15 protein-coding genes are annotated in these 19337 nt (G+C 43.2%); 11 read left to right on the top strand and 4 right to left on the bottom strand.

Translation table 11 applies throughout. From position 1 onward, the window contains the following. Positions 1–119 precede the first annotated feature (119 nt). From trbJ to FR741_RS12215, 7 genes are all read left to right on the top strand, one after another. Positions 120–896: a P-type conjugative transfer protein TrbJ gene (gene trbJ / locus FR741_RS12245; protein WP_167426857.1), complete on the top strand. Its 777-nt coding sequence runs from the start codon at positions 120–122 to the stop codon at positions 894–896. 2 nt (positions 897–898) lie between these two features. Then, positions 899–1096 (top strand): hypothetical protein, encoded by a 198-nt coding sequence (locus FR741_RS12240; RefSeq protein WP_025594152.1) that lies wholly within the window; start codon positions 899–901, stop codon positions 1094–1096. Between the two features lie 2 nt (positions 1097–1098). Then, the gene (gene trbL / locus FR741_RS12235; RefSeq protein ID WP_167426856.1) at positions 1099–2388 is read left to right on the top strand and encodes a P-type conjugative transfer protein TrbL; all 1290 of its coding nucleotides are present in this window, start codon (positions 1099–1101) and stop codon (positions 2386–2388) included. 52 nt (positions 2389–2440) lie between these two features. Continuing rightward, positions 2441–2641 carry a conjugal transfer protein TrbL gene (locus tag FR741_RS23650; RefSeq protein ID WP_233059808.1) on the top strand — a complete coding sequence of 67 codons (201 nt, stop codon included), beginning with the start codon at positions 2441–2443 and terminating at the stop codon, positions 2639–2641. Between the two features lie 16 nt (positions 2642–2657). Further along, the gene (locus FR741_RS12225) at positions 2658–2912 is read left to right on the top strand and encodes a hypothetical protein (RefSeq protein ID WP_167426854.1); all 255 of its coding nucleotides are present in this window, start codon (positions 2658–2660) and stop codon (positions 2910–2912) included. Positions 2913–3477: 565 nt separating this feature from the next. Then, positions 3478–4374: a HamA C-terminal domain-containing protein gene (locus tag FR741_RS12220; RefSeq protein ID WP_145532419.1), complete on the top strand. Its 897-nt coding sequence runs from the start codon at positions 3478–3480 to the stop codon at positions 4372–4374. Further along, positions 4371–6869 carry a DEAD/DEAH box helicase gene (locus FR741_RS12215; protein ID WP_167426853.1) on the top strand — a complete coding sequence of 833 codons (2499 nt, stop codon included), beginning with the start codon at positions 4371–4373 and terminating at the stop codon, positions 6867–6869. The genes FR741_RS12220 and FR741_RS12215 overlap by 4 nt, the downstream gene beginning before the upstream one ends. On the opposite strand, the gene FR741_RS12210 is transcribed toward FR741_RS12215, so the two are convergent. Continuing rightward, positions 6866–7723 (bottom strand): hypothetical protein, encoded by an 858-nt coding sequence (locus FR741_RS12210; protein WP_145532417.1) that lies wholly within the window; start codon positions 7721–7723, stop codon positions 6866–6868. The genes FR741_RS12215 and FR741_RS12210 overlap by 4 nt on opposite strands. A 1327-nt stretch (positions 7724–9050) precedes the next feature. Here FR741_RS12210 and FR741_RS12205 point away from each other — a divergent pair. From FR741_RS12205 to FR741_RS12195, 3 genes are all read left to right on the top strand, one after another. Beyond that, entirely contained in the window at positions 9051–10574 is a 1524-nt protein-coding gene (locus FR741_RS12205; protein ID WP_006741871.1) for a Na+/H+ antiporter NhaC family protein, read from the top strand. Between the two features lie 212 nt (positions 10575–10786). Continuing rightward, positions 10787–12490 (top strand): chitinase, encoded by a 1704-nt coding sequence (locus tag FR741_RS12200; RefSeq protein WP_167426852.1) that lies wholly within the window; start codon positions 10787–10789, stop codon positions 12488–12490. 182 nt (positions 12491–12672) lie between these two features. Further along, entirely contained in the window at positions 12673–13263 is a 591-nt protein-coding gene (locus tag FR741_RS12195; RefSeq protein WP_005391518.1) for an acetate uptake transporter, read from the top strand. Between the two features lie 100 nt (positions 13264–13363). Here FR741_RS12195 and FR741_RS12190 read toward each other — a convergent pair whose 3' ends face one another. Continuing rightward, positions 13364–14911, bottom strand: coding sequence for an alanine/glycine:cation symporter family protein (locus FR741_RS12190; protein ID WP_012842106.1), 1548 nt, complete (start codon positions 14909–14911; stop codon positions 13364–13366). Positions 14912–15218: 307 nt separating this feature from the next. Then, entirely contained in the window at positions 15219–16475 is a 1257-nt protein-coding gene (locus FR741_RS12185) for a D-amino acid dehydrogenase (RefSeq protein ID WP_104971314.1), read from the bottom strand. A 106-nt stretch (positions 16476–16581) separates the two neighbouring features. On the opposite strand from FR741_RS12185, the gene FR741_RS12180 reads away from it, so the two are divergent. Then, positions 16582–17499, top strand: a complete 918-nt coding sequence (locus FR741_RS12180; RefSeq protein ID WP_167426851.1) for a LysR substrate-binding domain-containing protein — start codon at positions 16582–16584, stop codon at positions 17497–17499. 63 nt (positions 17500–17562) lie between these two features. Here the strand turns inward: FR741_RS12180 and FR741_RS12175 are convergent, their stop codons facing one another. Beyond that, entirely contained in the window at positions 17563–19308 is a 1746-nt protein-coding gene (locus FR741_RS12175; RefSeq protein WP_167426850.1) for an amidohydrolase, read from the bottom strand. Positions 19309–19337: the final 29 nt, after the last annotated feature.

Genomic DNA, 19337 nt, shown 5'->3' with positions numbered 1-19337 from the left:
TCCACATTCACCGCTGATTTTCAGTAGGGGTAAAGGCTCATATCTATAGATTTTGGGCCGATACAGGTTGGTGGGTGCAACTTAGTCACGACAATACTAAATACTAAGGGCACTCAATTATGAACAACGTACGTATTTTAGCGGCTAAAATAACTACTGCCGCTATTTCATTAGCATTTATCTCTCCCATACCGGTAGTAGCTGGAATTCCGGTTGTTGATGGAACGAACCTGACACAAAATATTATGTCAGCAATGGAGTCTGTCACTCAAACAGCCAAGCAGATCCAACAGTACCAAACTCAGTTGCAGCAGTATGAAAACCAGCTGCAAAACACTATGGCCCCAGTGGCTTATATTTGGGACCAGGCACAATCGACGATTGATGATTTAACTCATGCCACCAATACGCTTGCTTATTATCAAAACCAGCTTGGTAGCCTTGATGCTTACCTAAGCAAATTCCAGGATGTGGCCTACTACCGCAGTTCACCTTGCTTCAATGGATCTGGAGGTTGTACGCCTGCAGAACAAGCGAAGATGGAAGACAACCGTCGCTTGGCGTCCGAATCCCAGAAAACAGCCAACGATGCTCTCTTTGAAGGCTTGAAGCTACAGCATAAAAACTTGCAGGCTGACGCTCGTCAGCTGCACCGATTACAGTCAGCAGCTCAGGGAGCAGATGGTCAGTTAGCTGCTATTGGCTATGCCAACCAGCTTGCTAGTAACCAGGTCAACCAACTCCTTCAAATCCGTAGTTTGTTAATTGCTCAGCAGAATGCTGTTGGTTCTCGAATGCAGGTAGAAGCCGACCGCGAAGCTCAATATCAAGCGTCCCGTGAAAGGTTATTTGATATGGGAGAGCCTACCGACCGTTCAAAAAATAGGGGGTTCTAATCATGCAGAATATCATTCGAGTTTTTATCGTCAGCGTGCTGGCATCTTTCGTTCTGGTAGGGTGTGGTGAGGATGGAGGGCCAAAGCCTACAACGATCAACTGTAATAACCCGAACCTGACGAAAGATCTGAGGGAAGAAGGGAACTGTCTTTGGGATATGGGCGAACGCACGGATCGTTCCAAGAATAAGGGGTTCTAATTATGAGCAAGATATTCATTCGACTTGTGATGCTACTAGCTGTGTTACTGACCTCGCAAACTGCGTCGGCGGCCATTGAGCCTAATGGTGTCTTGGATGAGGTAGCCGTGCGCTTCATGACCGCTAGTGCTACTTGGAGCACGGTAATTACAAACCATGCCGTGTGGCTGTTTTGGACGCTGGGTACTATATCTCTTGTTTGGACTGGCGGTACTTTGCTCCTTAAACAAGCGGATATAAGGGAGTTCTTTGCCGAGTTTATGCGCTTTATCCTGACGTTTGGTTTCTTCCTCTGGTTACTCAGAAACGGCCCAGACTTTGCGACGTCAATCATCGACTCGTTGAGAACGATCGGTGCTCAAGCCGGTGGCCTTCCGAGAGACCTAACCCCCTCAGAGCCTATCAGCATTGCTTTCGACATTATTGTTAAAGCAGGTGAGTATTACAGCATCACAAGCCCTATAGATAACTTGTCTCTTTTCTTCATCACGCTAGCAATTTTGGCATGTATGGCGGTTGTGGCGGCTAATGTGTTGTTGGCCTTGGTAACTGCTTGGATATTGATATATGCCGGTGTTTTCGTGCTGGGGTTTGGTGGTTCGCGTTGGACTTCAGATATAGCAATCAACTACTTCAAAAGCGTATTGGGTGTCGCTTTGAAGTTGATGACAATGACTTTGCTCATTGGCATCGCCATGTCGATAATGGACGGTTTTTATGCTGATCTATCCAATGACGCCCCTATGCGTGAACTGCTAGTGATCTTTGTCGTTTCACTGGTTCTCGTAATGCTTATTCACTCTGTTCCTAATGTGGTTGCTAGCCTAGTGCCTGGAGGCAGCGCAGCGGCCGGTGCTGGTAGTATCAGTGCTGGGGCGATGACCGGATCGGCTGTTGCCACTGGTGGTATGGCTGCCAGTGCAGCAATGGCTACCGCTGGCGGTGCGTCTGCTATTCAGGCTGCATTTGCAAAAGCAGGTGAGAACGTAGCGAACAATGCTGACGTGATGTCGGGCCTTAGCAGTGCATTTAGAGGTAGCGGTGATTCTGACGAGGCTGGCTCCTTCTCCCAAGCTTCCGACCAATCTTCTAGTAATGGTGAATCCTATGGCGGCTTTAAGGATAGTGTTGCAAAAGCGGGCCGCGTTGCAGCGGATACTGGCGCTAATTTGATTAAAGGAATGGGCGATATGGCCGGGGAGCGTATAGGCCAAACCGCTGGAGGTCGTTTAGCAAGCTCAGTACGAAATAACATGAAAGGGGACGGGGAAGATGATAAGGAGGGTGACTGACGACGCTTCTCCTGCATTTGACAAAGATAGCTTAGGCGGTGGAACTGGGTGGATGAATCAAAATGGCGGCTTTGATGGCCTGTCCAGTGAGGATCAGGAAGAAGTACGCCAAGCACACGCTGAGTGGCAAGAGCGTGACCCGGAAAAGCACACCTTCGATGTTGAGGACTACGTTTCGTATTCCCAAGAACAACAGCAGGAACGTAACGAAGAGGTTGCCAACTTTGTTAAAAAGGCCGTATGGCCTAACTAGATAAGGATTACTGATTATGGAGTTTTACTTTCCACCCCAAAACCTTGCAGAGGTATTTGGTTTCTTCGCCGTGATGTTCATTGTAATGCTGGCCTTCTATTTTTTAGGGCAGTGGATGCACAGCTCCGGATACGGCCCGAAAATGAAAGTCATTGCTGACAAAATGGAGGTATTCCAAAACCGGTTAGCCGGGCGTGCTTACAAGGACATGAATAGATCGGTCGATCAAATCGAAAAAATGAGAGGCTTGCCGTTTGGTCGAAGCAAGTAGTTAGAAAGCACACGGGCCGGAGATGGTGCACCGGCCCGCACTCCATATACATCAAACTGATTATGGTGAAGCTGTGACTTGTTTCTGGACAAAAATTGTTTAGAGTCTCAACTTAAACTGGTGAAAGACGAATAACTTCAAGTCTGCGAGGGCCAGCATACACGGAAAGGCCTGAGAGCGATCCCGCTCTCAGGCCTTTTGGCTTTTCTAACTGTTATGTAGCAGATTATTCGTTTAAGTCAGCTAACCATCTGTACCGTAATAAAAATCACATCGGTAAATCTGTCTACTATTTTTAGAACTCAGAATAGATAGATTCTGAACACTCCTATTACTTACATACTATGAGCGGACCTCAAAAATTCTTTAAAGTTGGCTATAAGGTTTTTTTGCAGCCCTCTTAGGAAGCAACGCTAACTAGAGTTGGGACTATGCATATTTCTAATTCAAAAGTTATCGACGTCACAAATACAATTAGTTAGCTAAAAACAATTAATACCTACAATAAATACAGGTGTATTATGATGATTATTTCATAATACTATCTGGAGCATCTCAATAGCCCATGGAGCCCGTATTAAAACCCCAACTATCCAATGCAGATGAAATAAAGAGCATTCTAAAAGAGTTACCAACAACTTTTTATCTAGAAGATGGTCGTCAGGTGAACACGTTACTTGTTTACCTTCCTTGTCACGAAGATGGAAAAGCTAGCTTGTCTGAGTTTTTTGAATGTATCAAAAATGGCATCCTACAAAACTATGTTTTTACATGTACCGAGATTGAAAGAAAGCTTGGTAAAAGCAGTGAGACTGCGATGGACGAACTCTTTAACAAAGCTTTAAGAAAAATAAGTAAACATACAGCCCAAGGAGAGCTTGGTGAGCTAATTTTGTTCACATTGCTTGACGTTTACTTATCAGCTCCAAAGATACTCAGTAAGGTATCGATGAAAGATAGAGCAACTATGCCTGTATTTGGGGCAGACGCCGTTCACGCTCAAATGGTTGATGGAAGCTTTAGAGTTTATTTAGGTGAATCGAAACTTTACCAAAAGTTCAAGGCTGCGGCAGCAAGTGCTGCTTCCTCAATCGAAAGTGCAAAAGAAAAGTTTGGGGATGAGTTTGACCTCATTGAAAGCCATATGGACTTCCCTAATTTAGACGATGAACTTGAGGAAACAATACTAGATGCTCTTAACCCTTATACATCATCCGATAGTATTCAGCATATTCACTCTCCTTGCTTCATCGGTTTTACACAGCCAGACATTATTTTTCAAAACGATTCCGACTACATTGGTTCATATGAGAAAGTAGCTAATGAGTACATCAACGACTTTTTTGGAAAAGTACAGAATAAGGGCCTTGATGTTAATGAAGTTACACTATTAATGTTGCCATTTACTTGTGTAAGCAAGCTGGTCGAAGAATTTATTTCTTACACAGGAATATATAAATGAATACGTTAGCAGATAAGGTAAACATCAAGATTTCTTCACACCCTGAGTTTAGTAAGGATAAAAAAAACCTATTCAATGTTTACGTGGGTTATCTTTTAGGAAACGAAATAGAGCTTGATAGGAACTTCGTAAAAAGAATAGTTTCTGTGATTCAATACTTTGGGAAGTCTACCGAACAAGAAACAAGGAGAGAGGCAGCTATTTTTCTGGCGATGCTACTTGATGTATCGGGAGAGCTGTACCCTGAGTTAGTCCCCATCGCTAAAAGCATGTTTATTGATTCAGGGGATTTTCCGAATATTTCTCTTCTAGAGCACCGTTATCCAGATGTAAAGATGGATTTGGGGTTTTATAACAACGCTAGGTTTGAGTTCAAGAAAAATCTCAACTCGGTTGAGGAACTTGACTTTCCATTGACCGATTTTCAAAGAATGCTGTGGGAGAACCTAGAGTCTGACGAGGATGTCCTCACTATCGCTCCTACTTCAGCCGGTAAGACTCATATAATATTGACATACTTAGTTAGAGAGGTATCTGAAAGCTCCAACGGTTCTTTCGCTGCAATTGTAGTCCCAACTAGGGCTCTCATTTCTGAAGTATCTGGAAAGGTTTACGAAATAGCTAAAGGCTTTGGACAACACGAAAATATCGAAATTTGCACAGTTCCACGAGATGACAAAGAATTTAGCGATAAAACGATCTTTGTTATGACACAAGAACGACTCTACGAGCTAATCCAGCGAGGAGATCTAAGCTTCAACTATTTATTCATAGATGAAGCTCATAACATTTCAGATAAAAGCCGAGGTGTACTTCTCCATTTGACCTTAGAGAAACTGCTTGAAGACAGCTTTCCTCAAATCATTATTAGTATGCCTTCAGAAAGCTACAAGAACGCCTTTAGTTCAGTGTTTAGCGATATTGATTTCCACAAGGAGATAACAAGGCACTCACCTGTCGCAAAGATAATAATGTCAGTAAAACTGGTTGGTAGAAACATAGAGATATCGAGTAAAAACCTAAACCATACTGTAACTATACCAAAGGCTTTTACAGGGGTTAAGCTAGCCGACATAGTCTTAAGGCTTGGTAAAGGACAAAGTAATATAATCTACAGAAATAAAACTAATTACTGTGAAGATACCGCAAGGGACATAGCAGAGCGAATCGATGAATTTAATGTTACAGATAACCTCGAAGAAGCAGCCGATTACATTGAAAAGTTCATCCATGAAGAATTTAGTCTGGCAAATAACCTAAGAAAGGGAGTAGCTTTCCATTACGGCCCTCTACCAAGCTCTGTTAGAGTAATGATAGAGAATCTCGCGAAAGATGGAGAAGTTAACTTTATTGCATGTACTAGTACATTAGCCGAGGGCGTAAACCTACCAGCTAAAAACTTATTCTTACAAAACCCAATACAGACCGTTGTTGGAAAACCATCTGAACGCTTAGAAGATGTAAAGCTCAACAACATTACAGGTCGTGCTGGTCGAATGCTGGAACATTTCTCAGGAAACATCTTTCTCATTGATCCAGAAAGCTGGACATTCAAAGATTACTTTGAAGATGAAGAAGACGAAGAAAACAAGCTACCTACATACTATAAAACCCTTAACACAGAGCTCCCTGGAGTATTATATGCTCTGTCTGGTATCTATCCCCACGATGAGTCTGATCAATATAGGTTTTATACCATTGCAAATAAGCTTATTAGAGAGTTCTCTAATGATGGACTAGAAAGCACCTTAAGCTCGAAAGAGTTATCTTTACGAGATGATGATGTTGAGTTGCTATTGAAATCAGTAGGTAAAGCTTACAGGTCACTAAGAGTAGCACCGTTTACATTAGAAGCTAATCCAACTGTCGGTTATATCCAACAAAATAAATTGTTTAGCTTCTTAGATAGTATTGAAGACTTCAATGATTGGATACTACCACATCCAAAGTCTCCTGATTTATATAAAGCACTACTTAGAGTTGCTTTTAAACTAAACGAACTTGGTGTGTATATTAATAATGATGAATATACAATCAATTATATTTGTGTTATTTCATCTAAATGGGTTTCAGGAAAAAGTCTTAAAGAAATTATAACAGAACAGATTGCATGGGATAAAGATAATACCGATTCTAGCAGTGTTAATAAGTCTGTAAGGAACGTTATTAAGGTTATAAATAATGACATAAGGTTTAGGCTTAGAAATGCTTTAAGCTGCTATCACTTGCTACTCACTAATAAAATGAGTCAGAAAGGTATTGATAAGACAAGTGTAAAATTACATACCTATCTGGAGATCGGTGCTTGTGATGAGAACATGGTTAACTTTATAAATATGGGGCTCTCAAGAGAAGCTGCAAACGAGATAGAAGAGTTGTTAGGAAACACCTCAAGGATAGAAACAATATACCAGTTACTAGAGATGCTCGATTCTAAACCGCTTAATAGCCTCCATCCAGTAACTAAGAAGGAGGTAAGAATGCTAGCAGGCTAGCTAAAAATTTGATGGACAGAGTCCAGAGCCGATCTTAGAACCTTTAATGAAGTATCTTGGTCAATATACTTACTTCTCAGTTTAAGATCGGCTTTATAATTCATAAAGGCATTTCCAAAATCTAAATTAACTTTTTGTCCATCATTATCAATTCCTTTTACCTTAAGTAAAGTACAAGCATCATTTTCAGATAAATAGTTAACAATTTCTATTAAACTTTCTTTATTTATAATACTTTCAGGCTCATCGCTACAGTCTAAGTCGAGAGATAATTGAATATTATTATCTATATAAGGGGCTGAGCCTAAATTCTTAATTAATAATGGAGCATCATCAGATAAATCTGATAATGAGGACGAGTTTATTTTGAAATGAAGGCTACTATAATCTGGAAGTTCTCTTAGCTTATCGTATTCTTTTTCTTTAGGTATTAAAGATAGATCGATTTTTTCCGTCCGACTAGAATTAAACTGCTCTAAAGCGAATTTAGCTACACTTTTCAAGCTGCCAATAGGGCCTGTCGTAAACCCAAGTATGAGTTTTCTCTCAGGGATCACACTGAAGTAATAGGGATCACCGATAATTCCTTGGTTTAAAGCTAGACCAGAAATTTCTCCATCTCTGGTTGCTTTTGTTTGCCAAGTATTCCTTTCTTTGACTACAGAAATAATGAAGCCATCGTTATGATTAGGCAGAGTTTTAATCAGGTGCTTAACAGTTCTATTGGTTATAATTCTGGAACACGATACCCCTTCACAACTAACAGCATAGTTGGCTGAAAAGTTTTCGAAAAATGAGCTAGTTGCATCAATGGAAAAAAAACGTACAGTCACACTTTTTTTTAATTTGTTCATTTTAACTCCGCTCAATTACCAACAGGATATCGCCTGTGTTAATGATCAGTATTTTAGCACGATAACAACGATAGAGAAAGTTGAGCCACAATAAATTAAGACCTATATCTATGATTTTTATCGCCTTGTTGCAGTTTCAATTATCTCCACTCTATTCTGAATCGATAAATACCGCTCCCTACAGCACATCAAAATGAGTGAGTTTTTGCAATTTGCTGAAAGCCACTCCGCTGTAATGAGTAATTATATGAGAAAACCATAACTAATCAGCTTCTCGACATAAATTGGCATTGTTACAATAGCTGATGCGATGGAGAAACTAAACGTATCTTTAGATTAATTAACGACTAGATTATTGTTTAGTCGCAAACTTGAACGGCTCTAAAGATCATGCCTTTAGGGTCGTTTTTCTCTTTTGAGAAATTGTATTCACATGTTGTACGACCGCTCTTTTGCATGAATGTACCGCGAGCGTGACCTAGGCAACCAAGTAAATAAATCTTTATTAACTCACATTAACAAAATATGAATGAGTATTTACTCTGAATGAATTCGGGGAAAAAGTGTGTTTTGGTTTTTAGCAACAAGAGTCAGTACCGCTTACTCTGACTAGATATTGAGGTAGCGTTACTTGGTCGAGGATTTGCTCGGCTTTAAGCCCGGAGTGTTTCCTGGAGTTTTTTTGTTATCACGTCGACGTTGATCTGGTTTTCCGGTCGACTTGGCTATTGGTTTTGGCCCTGGTTTCAAACCCATGATTTGATCCTTTTATTTAACGAGGTTATTCCTCGTTGTATAATCTTTGGGCAGTATTGATGACTTTCAAGATGTGTATGAAAAATAATCTAAAAATATCCTCAAGGTTTCTTGCTGGTAACTCATTTTTTGATGCGTTTTAAAATATACTGCGACAAGTTGGAGGTACAAGATGGATAGAATTACCTCGGGTCCGCGACGGCTTAGTGTTGAAGAGATACAAGAGCTTCGTCGTGATATGCAAGAATCCTCAGCCAGGGCCAAAGCCGAACTAAAGCGTCGACGATCAGCAAAAAATCAAAAAAATTCTGCGCATGGTATAGATGATGGTATCGAGAAAGGTGGTATTTCTAACTAGCTGTTATTTAGATGTATTTTGTGCTCGTTGATATTCGAGTGGGAATAATTTTCCTCTAGACTGTTGAGTTTATAAGAACCAGCCTCCGGGCTGGTTTTTTTGTGCTTCAAATTTGTGAAGAGGGGACTCAACTTTTTTATAGGAGATATATACATGCGATAAAATTAAATATATATTCATTTTAATTATTTGAATATTATAAATGGTATTGCTATGGAACAGGCTGAAGTTACCTCTCTCATTCCCATCCTTATTACTCTTTTCCTCGCTCTGACGACGAGAAATGTCGTCGTTGGTTTATTCGCTGGTGTGGTCAGTGGCGTCGCTATGCTTGAAGGGACATTTGTCGAAAAAGGACCACTAGACTCGTTTAGTGCGTTGATGAAAAGCTATCTACTGCCGCAACTTACCGATAGCTACAACGCTGGTGTGATTTTGTTATTAGTGTTCATTGGTGGTTTCGTTGCGCTGATGGAAAAGTCTGGTGGTGGCGTTGCTTTTGCTAAAAAGGTCACTCAGTGGGTGGCGAGTAAATGCCAAGCTCAACTGTCCGCATGGTTCGGTGGTGTGGTTATTTTCTTCTCTGACCTTGGTACACCGTTGATTGTTGGTCCTGTTTTTCGTCCTTTATTTGATAAGTTAAAAGTATCACGCCAAAAATTAGCTTTTATTATCGATTCTACTTCCTCTCCCGTCGCAATCTTGATTCCTTTTATCGGATGGGGCGTTTATATCATGGGATTGATTCAAAAAGAGTTTACTGCCCTGAATGTCAGTATGAGTGACTGGGATGCTTTCATTGGCGCGATCCCGTATCAGTTTTACGCCTTTCTTGCGATCGCGATTGTGCCGATTGTCTCTTTCTTCAAATTAGATTTCGGACCGATGGCGAAGGCTGAGCAGTTAGCAGAACAGGGCTCCGACTTTGGGAAAGTGCAGGAGTCTATGAATGTATTTACGCATAAAAATGCAAAATCTAGTTTTGTATGGGCGCCTTTGCTCGTTATGCTAGTGGTTCTATGTACCATCCTCGTGCCACACGGTTTTCCATTTCAAAAAGTGGCAGGATCAACGTTTAGGGCTGCACTTTCTTCTGCATATTTCTTCGCGGCCTTCACTTTAATTGCGCTGATGGCGTTTTATGGCGTAAGAAAGCTTTCGGATGGTATTCAGGTTTATCTGAAAGGGATGTCAAACATGATGTCAGTGGCGGTGATTCTGGTATTGGCTTGGGCGCTTAGCTCGGTTGGGAAAGAATTAGGTGCAGCTGCATACATTGCTGAACAAGCTCAAGCGGGTTTCCCTTATTGGCTATTGCCAGCGGTTGCCTTTTTGCTTGCTGGTATTATCTCGTTCGCGACGGGATCGTCGTGGGGAACGTTCGCCATCATGATGCCATTAGTGATCCCAACCGCTGTTGCGATTGACGCTCCTTTGTTGGTTTGTATTGGTGCGGTGTTATCTGGTGGTCTGTTTGGCGACCACTGTTCTCCAATCTCTGAAACGACGATTTTGTCGTCGACAGGGGCAGGGTGTGAGCAGTATGAGCACTTCCGTACACAGTTGCCTTACGCATTACTCAATGGAATGATTGCATTAGGGTGTTTCCTTTTAGCTGGAATCAACGCCTCGCCAGTGATTGTGCTTGCCGCTATTGTTGCTCAGTGTGTGGTTTATTTTGTGTTGTCTAAACAAAAATCAACCGCGAAGCTAGACGTGGTTTCGGGAGAACAATAAAGATAGAAATATCATAAAGCGGAGGCTCATTGGGTCTCCGCTTTTCTTTTGAGTCAAGGTAACATTTTTCTTGTGACAAAATGTGTGCGAGGACTTATTTATTCATTTTGTCTCGCAGAATCAACGCACTTAGCTCGGCGTTTTGTATATATGATCCACTATATGTCTAGTTATTCCTTGTATATTGTATTGTTAAAATCCGGAGACTAGACATGTTTGCACTCAAACATCTTCCTCTTGCATTGAGTTGTGTCCTAGCTGCACAAGCGAATGCGAGTATGAATATCCAGCCCGATCCGCAGAATCCAAACGGTTATGTCATTGCTCGTGGTGACGTTCAAGCCGTAGAGCAAAGCAAAACCTCTGACCCTATGTATGCCATTTGGTCACAAGCATTAGAGACGCGCCCGAACTCAGTGGTGGAGGCGATTGTTCCAGGAGCGGCAACCAATCCAGAAAACGTGAAGCGTGTAGAGCGTGTGTTCCCTGAAAGTGAGTGGGACTTCCTGACTCAAATGGCGGCACCTGAATACACTTACACGCGTTTCCTACGTGCAATTGGTAAGTTCCCTGCATTCTGTGGTGAGTACACGGATGGTCGAGATTCGGATGCGATTTGTAAAAAATCGATCGTGACAGCCTTTGCTCACTTTGCGCAGGAAACTGGTGGTCATATTTCGATTGATAACGTATCGGATAACCCTCTTGGATTGGAAGAGTGGCAGCAAGCTTTGGTTCATGTGCGTGAAATGGGCTGGTCAGAAGGTCAAGAAGGTTACACGACAGGTTGTGGTCAGAATGACTGGCAAAACAAGCGTTGGCCATGTGAACCAGGACAAGGTTACTTTGGACGTGGTGCTAAACAGCTTTCTTACCATTTTAACTATGGCGCGTTCTCTGAAGTGATGTTTGATGGTGATGCATCTGTATTGCTAAAAAATCCAGGCTTGGTTGCGGATTCATGGTTGAACTTAGCATCGGCTATCTGGTTCTTCCTAACTCCACAAGCACCGAAACCTGCAATGCTGCATGTGATTGACCGTACTTGGGTGCCTTCACAGCGTGAGCTTGATGCTGGTATTGGTTACGGCTTTGGTACCACCATCAACGTGATCAATGGTGGTATTGAGTGTGGTGAGCAAAACAAGGATAAAGGTCAACCTGTTAACCGTATTCGTTATTGGGAAGGTCTTGCCGCCCATTATCAAATTCCAATTGAAGCTGATGAAACAAACACTTGTTGGCAGCAGACGCCTTACGGCAGTCTGAACCTAAATGGTGCGACAGACGTGCTTTACACCAACTTGGATGGTAACTGGAAATACTACTCAGATCGCCCTGGAGGCCATTCGTTTGAATGTGAGTTGGTTGGTTTCCAAACGGCTTACTCTGCGCTAGTTGCGGGTGATTACGAGAAGTGCGTAACTAACTTCTACCAATCTCATGCGGGGTGGCCTGAAGTTCGTGTGGTTGAAAAACTAGACCCTGTTGATCCGGTCGAACCGCCTGTAGGAGGCGTGGCAGCTTGGGATGCAGGCAAAGTGTACAACACTGGTGATCAAGTCTCTTACCAAGGTGCTGTTTATGAAGCGAAATGGTGGTCACAAGGTAATGAGCCAACGAAAGGAGACCCGTGGAAGCTGGTTTCAGGCACACCTACTGAGCCGCCTACAACAGAACCTGAACCACCGGTGACTGAGCCAGAACCGCCCGTCACAGAACCTGAGCCACCAGTAACCGAGCCAGAACCACCAGTGACAGGTAATTTTATTCAGTGGGAGCCGGGCGTAACGCAAGTCGCTAACGGCGATAAAGTGACGTACCAAAACAAATGTTTTGTTGCGAAAAATGGCCCTGGAGTGTGGGAAAGCCCAACGCAGAGCAACTGGTTCTGGGACGAGATTTCTTGCCAGTAATCGAGTGAAAAATAACCTAACCATATATAAAGACTCTGCTTTTTCGCAGGGTCTTTTTTTATATATGTAGTGGTTTATTTATGGAATCTAAGTTTTCAATAACAGCTTTTCTCTTTTGTTCTGGAGCCCATTAAAATTCGCGCGCATTTTTTATCAACATTTTTGAAAAAAGGTATTTGTACATGTCGACAAAACTGGCTAACCCAGCACCGCTAGGTCTAATGGGTTTCGGTATGACCACTATTCTGCTTAATATTCATAATGCAGGATTTTTCCCAATTGACTCTATGATTCTAGCGATGGGCATCTTTTACGGTGGCCTTAGCCAAGTAATCGTTGGCATCATGTGCTTTAAACGCGGTGACACGTTCGGCACAACTGCGTTTACTTCTTACGGTCTATTTTGGCTAACATTGGTTGGTCTAATCGTAATGCCTCACATGGGTCTTCCTGCAAGCCCTGCAAGCTTTATGGGTTGGTACCTAGCGCTTTGGGGCATCTTCACTGGTTTCATGTTCATTGGTTCTCTATGCTACCCAACAGCGAAGCAAGTGGTATTTGGTTCTCTAACTATCCTGTTCTTCTTGCTTGCTGCTCGTGATTTCACTGGTAGCGAAGTGATCGGTGCTATCGCTGGCTTCGAAGGTATCTTCTGTGGCGCAAGTGCAATTTACTTCGCAATGGCGCAGGTACTAAACAACGAATTTGGTCGTGAAGTTCTACCTGTAGGTAAAGCAAAAATCGCTCGTAAAGTTGAAGCTGTCGCTGCTTAATCCTTTACACATAATACAGAAAAGGGGATTAACCAATGGTTAATCCCCTTTTTTTATGCCCTTAAACGGACCACTGCTTTTTCTTGTTTATGCGTTAAGGCTATGTTGATGGTTGTTCTACAGTTTCTGTAGTACTGTTGTCTGCCGTTGGTGCCTTACCCGTTTTACGCTTGTACTTATCTTCCCAGTAATCTGCGCCTTTAATGCCTAGCGCTACAGGGTTGAATGTAAAGTCGGTCACACCACGTTTTTGTTGTTCTTCGTAATCGTTCAATGCTTTGAGAGCTGGTTTCGACATAAAGAAGATGATCAAAATACCGACGATGTTAAGCCATGCCATTAGACCTACACCTACATCACCCATCGCCCAGGCTAAGTTGGCGGTTTTCACGGTTCCGTAGAACACGGATGAAATAATGATGACTTTCAGAATAAACATCAGCCCATTTACTTTGAATGTACGACGAATGTAAGCAATGTTCGTTTCTGCAATGTAGTAGTAAGCCAGAATGGTCGTAAACGCAAAGAAGAAGAGTGCGATTGCGATGAATGGCTTACCCACACCAGGTAGCGCACTTTCGATCGCCATTTGCGTAAATACAGGACCATTCGCACCAATATCAGCCGGTAGGTTTTGAATTAGGAACGTACCTTCAACTGCACCATTTACGTTGTACGCGCCAGTGATAAGAATCATAAACGCGGTTGCTGAACACACAAGTAGTGTATCGATGTAAATAGAGAAAGATTGAACAAGACCTTGCTGAGCTGGGTGATCAACACTCGCTGCAGCTGCAGCGTGAGGACCAGTACCTTGACCTGCTTCGTTGGAGTAAACGCCACGTTTTACACCCCAACCGATTGCCGCACCAACACCTGCCATTGGTGTGAACGCGTCACCAATGATCATGCCGAAAATGCGTGGAACCTCACCAATGTTTAGAAGGATGATGACAAATGCAGTGATGATGTAAGCCAGCGCCATAAATGGCACAACGATTTGGGTAAAGTTCGCAATACGTTTTACGCCACCGAAGATGATGAAGGCCAGAATGACACAGACAACCGTACCAGTGAAAATTTTAGCAAAACTGAAGGTACCAATAGCGGTTTCAATCATGTCACCTGAGCCAAATGCTGCTTCTACTGCGTTACCGATGCTGTTCGATTGAACGCCAGGAAGTAGAACACCACATGCAAAGATGGTTGCGATAGCGAAGATCCAAGCGTACCATTTTTGTCCCATTGCTTTTTCAATGTAGTAAGCAGGACCACCACGGAATTCACCTTCGTCTTCTTCTTTATAGATTTGCGCAAGTGTCGACTCTGCGTATGCGGTTGCAGCGCCAAAGAAGGCAACGACCCACATCCAGAATACGGCGCCTGGTCCACCAAAACCGATAGCGGCAGCAACACCAGCAATGTTACCTGTACCTACACGGCCAGATAGTGAAACGGCAAGTGCCTGAAATGATGATATCCCTTTTGTTGAACTCTTCCCTGAAAGTAATAAGCGCCACATCTCAAAGAAGTGACGAATTTGTACAAAACGCGTCATGATTGAATAGAACAAACCTGCACCAAGGCACAGATAGATCAGTACCGGGCTCCAAATAATTCCATTCAGAAAATCAACTAATGACTGCATGAGTATTTTCCCTGTTAGTTGTGTTTGTGGTTGTTTTTCACACAATACATTACCCTTTATGTAATGCAATTGTTAACTTTTTTGGCTATAAATCCTTTGTAGCGTGATGGTGAACACAGAATGGAGAGTGATTGTTAAAATTTAGTTCTTGTTGCTTATTTGCTCCTTTGAGGTAGAAGATTTGTCTGATGATTAAATATGCAGCACATTGTCATTAAAATGTGCTGCACATTTGATGAGTTAAAAATGCCAAATAATATGCATTTTGTGGAGTAAAGGCCTGTTTGTTTTTTATGCAGATATGTCCTTATGCATAACGGCAAAGGTTAAGCTCTGTGTCATCCATCACTTTCGCTTTTTCACCAGTCATAATGCTCGCTAGTAATTGACCAGAACCACAAGCCATAGTCCAACCCAGAGTGCCGTGTCCGGTGTTAGTAAAAAGGTTATCGTATTTAGTTGCGCCAATAATCGGTGTGCCATCAGGCGTCATTGGTCTAAAGCCACTCCAAAACTCGGCTTGGCTAAAGTCGCCGCAGCGAGGGAAAAGATCACGGATGACCATTTCGATGGTGTTTTTTCGTTTTTGCGGAAGGGAGGCATCAAACCCTGCTAATTCTGCGGTGCCCGCTACGCGAATTCTGTCATCAAACCGAGTCATGGCGACTTTATAGGTTTCATCCATCACAGTAGAGCGAGGAGAGAAGTGCTCATCTTCCATTGGGATGGTGAGCGAATAGCCTTTTACTGGATAGACAGGAATCTCAATGTCGATTTGCTTGAGTAGCGCTGTAGAATAGCTGCCAGAGGCAACCACATATTGGTCCGCTTTAAACTGTCCTCGATTCGTTTGGACACCTATGATCTTTTTGCCTACTGTAACCCAATTGCTTACTTCGGTGTCGAACTCGAACCTCACGCCATGGGCCTTAGCGAGTTCTGTTAGTTGTTGGCAAAACTGATAGCAATCGCCTGTTTCGTCATCTGGCAGGTGCAAGCCACCAACCAGTTTATCTTTCACAAGATCCAGTCCAGGTTCTTGTTCAATGCAGCGTTCTACGTCCATCAACTCAAACCGAGTCCCGCTTTGCTCTAGAAGCTGCATATCCTTTTCAATGGCTTGCAGCTGTTGAGGCGTTCGAAATACTTGCAAGGTGCCGAACTGGCGACCTTGATATTCAATGGCATGTTCTTGACGTAATTGTTCCAGACACATACGACTGTGGTTAGCTATCGAAAGCATGCGAGCTTTGTTGACTTGGTAGCGAGACAGGGTGCAGTTGGCCACCATCTTACTTGCCCAACTGATCATATCGGCATTGAGGGTTGGTTTGATTTTGAGTGGAGCATGCTCTTCCATTAACCACTTTATGGCTTTAACAGGAACACCAGGCGCAGCCCAAGGCGAAGAATAGCCGTACGAGATCTGCCCAGCATTGGCGAAACTTGTTTCCATTGCACTGCTTGGTTGACGGTCAATAACAGTAACTTGATAGCCTGCTTGAGATAAATACCAAGCAGAGGTTAAGCCGATGACGCCGCTGCCTAATACGATGACTTCCATTGATGTACTCCACACATTTATCTGAGTGGTTAGTTTCTTTTCTTTACCTTTTGTTAACAATCGATATAAATTACATACAGCGTTTAGAAAAACTATAGGCTCAAGGATGAGAAGTAATTTAATAAGTGGCTTGTGTCTGTTTAGCCAAGTCGCGGAACACAGCAGCTTTACTGGCGCGGCTAAGTTTTTGCACCTCACTACGGGAGCCGTGAGCCAACAAATTATTCATTTGGAAGCGTTATTAGGTTTTACTTTATTTGAACGCCATTCCCGCGGTATTCGTTTAACCGCTAAAGGCACTCAGTTACACCAAGCAACGCAGTTTCACTTTTCTGAGCTGAGCAAACTGCTTGATGAGCTCAAAGTAGAAAAGCACACCAATGAGATCCGCTTAAAATTAACGCCTTCTTTTGCTTTTAAATGGTTAGTCCCAAAGCTGGAAAGTTTTCATCACGAGAACCCGGATATCCAAGTGCAAATCTTCGCGGAAGGGGCGTTAGTGAATAGTGAGATAAAAGATTATGACGTCGCGATAGACTATGGTCTTCATCCTTACCGAAATGCTAACGCGGAGTTGATTTTGGATGAGCAACTGCTGCCCGTAATGAGTCCGAAGTACCTTGAGGATCATGGTTGGCTAAAAGTGCCTTTTGATGAACAAGAATCCTCAATGTCAGTGAAGAAATGGCAGGAGGCGACGCTACTACACGATGCGATGCCATGGGAAAAAGCGACGCGTGACTATGAGTGGCTATATTGGGCGTCAGCAATGGGATTAGACTTTAAAACCGATGTTGGACACTTTTTTAATCGAACGGATATGGCGATGTCTGCAGCGGAAGCAGGAGTTGGGATTGCGATGGCACGAATGGCACTGATTGAGGGTGAATTGACGACAGAGCGTTTAGTTTCTCCCTTTCAGCCGGTTCCAGCCAATGCAGGGTACTACTTGATCATGAACACACGAAGTCAGTCCACAAACAAGTTTCGTACTTGGTTATTACAGCAAGTGGAGAGTAAATAGATATAGTGCTTGGTGAGTCAGATAGAAAACACCGCCTCGATGACGGCGGTGTTTTATTTTGGATTACTGTCGTTGATAAACCGACTCGCCTCGGCTGATGGTTTCTTCCACGTTTAGGTCTTTTAGCGCCTTAGGTTCAATCTTCATCGGGTTGTTATCGAGGATGATTAAATCCGCATTCTTACCCACCTCGATAGAACCTTTATACGACTCCTCAAAGTGTTGGTAAGCCGGCCAAATGGTCATGGCTTGCAGCGCGGTATACGTGTCAACACGCTGATCTGGTCCCAGTACTTTATCGGTTCTGGTGGTGCGATTGACGGTCGCATCTAATACTCGGAATGAACTTGGCAGCGCCACAGGTGCGTCATGGTGTGTACTGAATTTTAACCCCGCCTTTCTCACCGCTTGAGTTGGTGAAATGAAATCGGCACGAGGATGGCCGAGCACCGAGTCCACATGCCAGTCACCCCAATAAAAAGTATGCATTGGGAATAGAGAAGGGAAGATGCCTTGCGCAGCTAAGCGATTCACTTGGTCTTGGCGCATGGTTTGTCCGTGAATGAGTACAGGTCGGCGGTCTTGTTTTCCTAGCTTTTCATTTGCTTTGGTCACTGCGTTGATAAATTGCTCTATCGCAGCGTCACCATTGGCATGCGTTAGCACTTGCCATTCATTTTTAAAGGCCGTTTCTACGTAATCGTAAGCTTGTTGATCTTCGAAAGTTGGGTAGCCAGCGTAGTCTTTATCTTGTCCATGTGGCGGGTGGAAGTAAGGCTGACTTAGCCATGCCGTTTTACCTTGTGGAGAGCCATCAAAGTTCAGCTTTACGCCACCGATGCGGAAATGGTTGGTGTACTCTGGCGTGTTGTATTCCGAGTCCATAAAATCACTGCTCGATACCATATCGGCGTACGCAACCAAGTCGATCATCAGTTTGTCGTTTTTCGACGCGCGTTTCATCGCTTCATAACCTTCTGATGTTGCTCGTCCTTCTTGAGCCGTGGTATAGCCATATTTCGCGTACATACCTTGCGAGGCTTCTAACATGCGATCTTGAAGCTCAGAATCAATCAACTTATTGAGGTTGAACAGCATTGCAAAGTGCGCGTTTTCTTCTAGAACACCATTTGGTTCTTGGCTGTTTTCCATTCGGCGGATAATGCCACCTTTTGGATCTTCCGATTCTGATGTGATGCCTGCGAGCTCTAACGCTTTACTGTTCGCGACACTCAAATGCCCCGAAGTGTGGATGATCAATACAGGCTTATCTGTACTGACTTTATCGAGATCCGCTTTGGTAGGGTAGTAATCCAGTTGGGCGTCGTCGTAACCAAAACCTAAAATCCAACCCGTTTTCTCAATGAATAGGCGTTGCGTATTATTGTTCTCGGCATTTTTTAGAGTTTTGATGATTTTCGCTACGGTATCGGCTTCGCCGTCAGGAGATGGCAGCACGTTTGCGACCATGGCTTGCAGACCAACACCATACACATGACTGTGCGGATCAACAAAGCCAGGCAACATAGTTTTGCCTTTTAAGTCGACCAACTGTGTTTTACCGAACTTGTGTTCCATCGCTCCATCTTTGCTGCCGACATAAATGATTTTCTCGCCTAATGTCGCGACGGCTTCGGCGTACTCTGGCTTATCGCTAGCCATGGTTAGGATTTCGCCACCATAATAAATTTTGTCTGCGGCGGTTACTTTGAGTGGCTCGGCGACGGCTTCTACTTCTTTCGCTTCTTCAGAAAAACACCCCGTTAAAGCAAGCCCAGATAGGGCAATGGGGATCCAGTTTTTGTTCATCGGTCATCTCCATACAGAGTAAGTTTTTT

Origin of the sequence: Vibrio diabolicus, assembly GCF_011801455.1 — a bacterium.
GTDB classification, from domain to species: Bacteria; Pseudomonadota; Gammaproteobacteria; order Enterobacterales; family Vibrionaceae; genus Vibrio; species Vibrio diabolicus.
Note: the sequence above shows the minus strand (reverse complement) of the source record. Positions and strands in the feature narration are given on the sequence as shown.